Source organism: Streptomyces atriruber (assembly GCF_001418325.1).
GTDB lineage: Bacteria > Actinomycetota > Actinomycetes > Streptomycetales > Streptomycetaceae > Streptomyces > Streptomyces atriruber.
This window is the reverse complement of sequence record NZ_LIPN01000579.1, coordinates 1-6,194: the sequence shown is the minus strand read 5'-3', so window position 1 is coordinate 6,194 and position 6,194 is coordinate 1. Positions and strand designations below refer to the sequence as shown.

Below are 6,194 nucleotides of genomic sequence, written 5' to 3'. Positions count from 1 at the left end.
GACGGGCACTCCGGAGGCGGCGAGCGCCTCCGCGTCCCGGTAGACGGTCCTGACCGAGACCTCCAGCTCCGCGGCGAGTTCCGGCGCGGACATGCGTCCGCGGTTCTGGAGCAGCAGGAGGAGGGCCAGGAGCCGGTCGGCGCGCACGCGGCCAAGTCTGCCGCAGTACTTGACAGAAGGTGTCAGGTATCCCTGTCAGCATCTTCGACGGAGCGGCCCGACCGGGGCCCACCGCCGAGAGGACCCCATGCCCAGCCAGACCAGTCGGCCCGATCAGACCGGCCAGACCGGCCAGACCAGTCGGACCAGCCAGACCAGCGGCACCTTCACCTTCGCCCGCTGGGACGAGAAGCCCGTCGCGGGCGCGCACGGCGGCGCCCGCATCGCCCACGCCGCCGTCACCAACGACTACACCGGCGCCATAGAGGCGGCGGGCACCTCCTGCGAGTACACCATCGCGTACACGAACGAGACGGTCGGCGCCTTCGTCGGCTACGAGTTCATCGACGGCACGCTCGACGGCCGCAAGGGCTCGTTCGTCATGGAGCAGCGCGGATCCTTCGGGGCCGACGGCGTCATCGAGTGCTCCTTCTCCGTGCTGCCCGGTTCGGCGACCGGCGAGCTTGCGGGGCTCACCGGCACCGGTACGTTCACGGCACGGGGCGGGCGGTCCACCACCCCGTACGCGCTCGCCTATGTCCTGGAGGGCTGACGTCAGCCGATGTCGGGGATCCGCCAGTCGATCGGCTGGTGCCCCTGCGCCGCGACCGCCGCGTCGATCTGCGTGAACGGGTGCGAGCCGAAGAACTTCTTCGCGGACAGCGGCGAGGGGTGGGCACCCTGCACGACGATGTGCCGCTCCTCGTCGATGAGCGGGAGCTTCTTCTTGGCGTAGTTGCCCCAGAGGACGAAGACGGCGGGGTCGGGGCGGTCGGCCACCGCCCGGATCACCGCGTCGGTGAACTTCTCCCAGCCCTTGCCCTTGTGGGAGTTGGCCTCGCCGGAGCGGACCGTCAGGACCGCGTTCAGCAGGAGGACGCCCTGCCGTGCCCACGGCATCAGATAGCCGTTGTCGGGCACGGGGTGGCCGAGCTCCTCCTTCATCTCCTTGTAGATGTTCCGCAGGGAGGGCGGCGTCTTCACGCCGGGGCGCACGGAGAAGCAGAGGCCGTGCCCCTGGCCCTCGCCGTGGTACGGGTCCTGGCCGAGGACCAGGACCTTCACCTGGTCGTACGGCGTCGCGTCGAGGGCGGCGAAGACCTCGTCGCGCGGAGGGTAGACAGGGCCCTTCGCCCGCTCCTCCTCGACGAACTCGGTGAGCTCCTTGAAGTAGGGCTTCTGGAGCTCCTCGCCGAGGACTCCGCGCCAGGACGCGGGCAGCATGGCGATGTCGGTCACGTCAACAACCTCCGGTGTGCGGTCACTTCTCACCACAGAACCTACCGGCGCCCACTGACAATCCACCCGCATCCCCATCTGTCACCGGCTCACCGGATCACCGGCTCACCAGCTGGTCTTGCGCTGCAGCTCCCACATCATCATGATCGCCGAGGGGTCGAGGGCCCGCTCGCCGCCCGCGATCTCCTCGCTGGACATGATGTACTGCTTGCCCTGCCACAGCGGGAGCAGCCTGACGTCGTCGACGAGGATCTCCTGGGCCCGCTCGAACTGGTCGATCACCGCGCCCCGGTCGGCCTCCCGGCGCTCGCGCGGCAGCACCTGGTCCGTGATCTCCTTGGACGGGTAGGGCGTGTTGAGCACGTTCTTGGGGCCGACGAACGGCGCGATGAAGTTGTCCGCGTCCGGGAAGTCGGGGAACCAGCCGCGTCCGAAGACGGGGTACTCACCGTTGCTGTACCCCTCCTGGAACTCGGTCCAGGGGCGGCTCTTGAGCGTGATCCGGAACAGGCCCGAGGCCTCCAGCTGTCGCTTGAGCTCGGCGAACTCCGGCTCGGTCGCCGAGCCGTAGCGGTCGGTGGTGTACCAGAGGGTGAGCGGCACCGGCTCGTTGATGCCGGCGTCGGTGAGGATCTTCTTGGCCTTGGCGGTGCTGGGGTTCCCGTACTTGTCGAAGAACCCGGTGGCGTGGCCCGTGAGTCCCCTGGGGACCATCGAGTACAGCGGCTCGACGGTGTCCTTGTAGATCTTGTGGGCGATGGCCCCGCGGTCGACGAGCTGCGCGAAGGCCCGCCGGACCGGCAGTTTCCGCGCCCACGGGTCCTTCGTGTTGAACACCAGGTAGCGGATCTCGGTGCCCGAGCCCTCGACGAGCTCGATGTCCTGCTCGCGCCTGCCCCGGCCCTGCATGGTGACGATGTCCTCGGAGGCCAGGCCTCGGAAGGTCACGTCGATCTGCTTGTCCTTGAGGGCGTCGACCATGGCGGACGACTTCTTGAAGTAGCGGATGGTGACGGCGTCGTTCTTGACGTCGGCCGCACCCTTGTAGTGGTCGTTCTTGACCAGCTCGGCCTTCTCGTTCGCCGCGTAGGCGTCGAGGGTGTAGGGGCCCGAGCCGGTGACCTCGTTGCCCTCGCGGAGCTTGTCCGCCGGGTACTCCCGGGGGTCGACGATCGACATGGCGGGGGTCGCGAGCACGAACGGGAAGGTCGCGTCGGCCTTCTTCAGTTTGAAGACGACGGTCCGGTCCCCCTTGGTCTCGACCTTGTCGAGCGAGCCGAGCAGACCGGTGGGCCCGCCCTTGACCCCGATGGTGCGCATGCGGTCGAAGGAGTACTTCACGGCCGCCGCGTCCAGCTTGTCCCCGTCGGAGAACTGCAGGCCCTCGCGGAGCTCGCAGGTGAAGACCGTGCTGGAGGCGTCGCTGAACCGGCAGGACTCGGCGGCGTCCGGCTCGGGCTCGGTGGCCCCCGAGGGGAAGCTGAGCAGCGTCTGAAAAACGTTTCTGTAGAGCTCCCAGGAGCTGTCCCAGGCCTTCGCGGGATCCAGGGTGCTGGGCGCGCTCATCGTGCCGACGGTGATCTGCTCCTCGTCGTCCGACCCTTCGGACGACAGTACCCCGCAACCGGCGAGCAGGGATATGGACGCGATCGCCGCGACCGGACGGAGACCCCTGATCCGCTTAGCAGGGGGAACTTCACTGAACACGCGCACGCTCCTCGATCGGCCATGCCATGGGGTCGGGAGACAATATCGCAGTGCCCTGTCGGGCCAAGTCCTGGCGCCGACAGGGCACTTGATGCGGGAGAACGTCACCGAAAGTACGTCTCCGCCGGGTGTGGGGCCTTCGTCAGCCGACGCCCGCATTGAGGAAGATGCCGCCATCGACCACGAGTGTCTGTCCCGTGATCCAGTCGGACTGCCCGGACGTGAGGAACGCGGCCGCGCCCCCGATGTCCTCCGGCACCCCGAGCCGGCCGAGCGGGTAGGCGGCCGCCGCCTCCGCCTCACGGCCCTCGTACAGCGCCTGGGCGAACTTGGTCTTGACGACCGCGGGCGCGATGGAGTTCACGCGCACCTTGGGCGCGAACTCGTGCGCCAGCTGCAGGGTGAGGTTGACCATGGCGGCCTTGCTCATCCCGTACGCCCCGATGAACGGCGACGCGGAGACGCCGGCGACCGAGGCGATGTTCACGATCGCGCCGCCGTTCTCGCTCTGCCAGGCCTTCCAGGTCTGCTGGGCGAAGCCGAGCGCCGAGATGACGTTGGTCTCGAACACCTTGCGGGCCACGTTGAGGTCCAGCTCGGCCATCGGGCCGAAGACCGGGTTCGTACCGGCGTTGTTGATCAGGAAGTCGACGCGGCCGAAGGCCTCCATGGCGCGCTCGACGGCGACCGCCTGGTGCGCCTCGTCGTGCGCCTTGCCCGCGACCCCGATGACCCGGTCTGCGCCGAGCCTCTCGACGGCCTCCTTTAGGGCCTCCTCATTGCGTCCGGTGATGCAGACCCGGTCGCCGCGGGCCACCAGCGCCTCGGCGATGCCGTATCCGATGCCCCGGCTCGCGCCCGTGACGAGCGCGGCCTTTCCACTGTCCTGCACAGCCATGATCTCTGCCTCCGCCTTTCAGGTCAGTTGAGCGGGCCGCCGGCCACGTACATGACCTGCCCGGAGACGAATCCGGCCGCGTCGCCCGTGAAGAAGGCGATGGCGTTGGCGATGTCCTCGGGGCGGCCGACGCGCTGCACCGGGATCTGGGTGGCGGCCGCGGCCTGGAAGTCCTCGAAGCCCATGCCGACGCGGTCGGCGGTGGCCTTGGTCATCTCGGTGACGATGAAGCCCGGGGCGACGGAGTTGGCGGTGACGCCGAACTTGCCGAGCTCCTTGGCGAGGGTCTTGGTGAAGCCCTGGAGACCGGCCTTGGCGGCGGCGTAGTTGACCTGCCCCCGGTTGCCGAGCGCGGAGGACGAGGAGAGGTTGACGATGCGGCCGAACTTGGCGTCCACCATGTGCTTCTGGCAGGCCTTCGACATCAGGAAGGCGCCGCGCAGGTGCACGTTCATGACCGTGTCCCAGTCGCTCGCGCTCATCTTGAAGAGGAGGTTGTCGCGGAGCACACCGGCGTTGTTGACGAGGATCGTCGGCGCGCCGAGCTCCTCGGCGATGCGGGCGACGGCGGCCTCGACCTGGGCTTCGTCGGACACGTCGCAGCCGACGGCGATCGCCTTGCCACCGGCCGCGGTGATCTGCGCGACGGTGTCCTTGCAGGCGGCCTCGTCGAGGTCGATGACGGCCACGGCGCGGCCTTCGGCGGCGAGCCGTACAGCGGTCGCCGCGCCGATGCCTCGCGCCGCGCCGGTCACGACAGCGACGCGCTGCTCTGTGGTGGACATGCTGGTTCTCCTCGCCCTTGGGATGCGGCTCTACGGGATGGGGCTCTACGGGATGGGACTCCACGGTACGCCCCGATGGTGAGCGACCGCTTAGTACCTTCAGCTGGACGAGACGCTAGAAGCCCTGGCACCGGGTGTCAACGGCCCACAGGAGAGGTGTGACTCTTTACTTCACCAACAGGTCGAGCAGCCGGTTCACCTCGGCCTCGGGATCGGCCGTCAGACCGGTGTGCACCGGCCCCGGCTGGATCACCGTGGAGCGGGGCGCGATCAGCCAGCGGAAGCGCCGCCCCGCGTCATCGCGCTCGGCCTGGCCCGCGGCCTCGCCGCCCGCGCAGATCCGCTCGACGGCACCGAGCGCGGCCCTGATGCCGACCGTGTCGGCCGCCGGGTCCAGGGCGAGGAGCTTGGCCTCGTCCAGGTACGTGCGAGCGGCGACGTACGACTTGGCGCGGCAGTAGAGCACGACGCCCGCGTTGAACTGCTCGCCGCGCTCCACCCGCGGCACGACGCGCACCAGCGCGTACTCGAAGACGTCCCGGACGGGCGCGGTCTGCTCGGTCACTTGGTGGCGCCCTTCGCTCCGGTACCCCGCAGGGTGATCCGCTCGTGGATGGTCTTGGCGCGCGGCAGGAGTGCCGTCACGTACGCGCGGCGCACGTCGGCCACGCCGTCGAAGCCCGGCTCGTCGGCGAGCCACTCCGCGGGCACCTCGGCCACGACCTCGGTGAGCAGCTCCTCGGTGACGAGGGGGGCGAGCGCGGCGGCGGCCGCCGTCACGTCGGGGCCGAACGGGGCGAGGACGTGGTCCGACGCGTCGTACGGTTTGGCGGCCGCGGTCTGTGCCGTGCGCCAGTTGTGGTGCCAGATCATGCTCGCCCCGTGGTCGATCAGCCACAGGTCGCCGTGCCACACGAGCAGGTTCGGATTGCGCCAGGAGCGGTCCACGTTGTTGATCAGGGCGTCGAACCAGACGACGCGGCCCGCCTCGGCCGGGTCCACCCGGTGGGCGAGCGGGTCGAAGCCGAGGGCACCCGACAGGAACTCCATGCCGAGGTTGAGTCCGCCGCTCGCCTTGAGCAGCGCCTGCACCCGTTCGTCGGGCTCGCCGCAGGCCGAGCCTGCGGGCCAGCTCACCGCAGATCACCTCGGCGACGAGCGTCTTGCGCCCTTGTCCCGCGCCGGTGAACTTGAGGACGTACGTTTCGTACGTGCCGTGGTCGTCGGTCTCGACGAGCCCGGGCAGTGATCCGCCTTCCCGCAGGGGCGTGACATAGCGGACCGCGGTGACTTCGCTGAGCATTGGCCCAGATTACTGCCGGTCCCGCACTGTTGGATCATCCGGCCCGCGGCGGCACCTGCCCGTCCTTGCCCGGCGAAATCCTTGACTGCTTGAACACACGGCC

General features: G+C 69.2%; 7 protein-coding genes and 1 pseudogene. 1 reads left to right on the top strand and 7 read right to left on the bottom strand.

Annotation, left to right across the window (positions count from 1 at the left end; all coding sequences use genetic code 11):
* The coding region (locus AOK03_RS41585) for an HTH domain-containing protein (RefSeq protein ID WP_157869208.1) at positions 1 to 147 on the bottom strand (147 nt) is incomplete at its 3' end.
* 100 nt (positions 148 to 247) lie between these two features.
* Here AOK03_RS41585 and AOK03_RS38785 point away from each other — a divergent pair.
* A complete protein-coding gene (locus AOK03_RS38785) occupies positions 248 to 712 on the top strand; it encodes a DUF3224 domain-containing protein (protein WP_055570053.1) in 465 nt (154 codons plus the stop codon).
* Positions 713 to 714: 2 nt separating this feature from the next.
* Here the strand turns inward: AOK03_RS38785 and ung are convergent, their stop codons facing one another.
* The 6 genes and pseudogenes from ung to AOK03_RS38755 all read right to left on the bottom strand — a co-directional run.
* Positions 715 to 1,398, bottom strand: a complete 684-nt coding sequence (gene ung, locus AOK03_RS38780) for a uracil-DNA glycosylase (protein WP_055570052.1) — start codon at positions 1,396 to 1,398, stop codon at positions 715 to 717.
* A 105-nt stretch (positions 1,399 to 1,503) separates the two neighbouring features.
* Positions 1,504 to 3,111 carry an ABC transporter substrate-binding protein gene (locus AOK03_RS38775; RefSeq protein ID WP_055570051.1) on the bottom strand — a complete coding sequence of 536 codons (1,608 nt, stop codon included), beginning with the start codon at positions 3,109 to 3,111 and terminating at the stop codon, positions 1,504 to 1,506.
* Between the two features lie 136 nt (positions 3,112 to 3,247).
* Entirely contained in the window at positions 3,248 to 4,003 is a 756-nt protein-coding gene (locus tag AOK03_RS38770; protein WP_055570050.1) for an SDR family oxidoreductase, read from the bottom strand.
* Between the two features lie 23 nt (positions 4,004 to 4,026).
* Positions 4,027 to 4,788, bottom strand: a complete 762-nt coding sequence (gene fabG, locus AOK03_RS38765; RefSeq protein WP_055570049.1) for a 3-oxoacyl-ACP reductase FabG — start codon at positions 4,786 to 4,788, stop codon at positions 4,027 to 4,029.
* A gap of 166 nt (positions 4,789 to 4,954) precedes the next feature.
* Positions 4,955 to 5,353, bottom strand: a complete 399-nt coding sequence (locus tag AOK03_RS38760) for a DUF3037 domain-containing protein (protein WP_055570048.1) — start codon at positions 5,351 to 5,353, stop codon at positions 4,955 to 4,957.
* 29 nt (positions 5,354 to 5,382) lie between these two features.
* Positions 5,383 to 6,091, bottom strand: a pseudogene (locus AOK03_RS38755) (HipA family kinase); the annotation flags it as partial.
* Positions 6,092 to 6,194 lie beyond the last annotated feature (103 nt).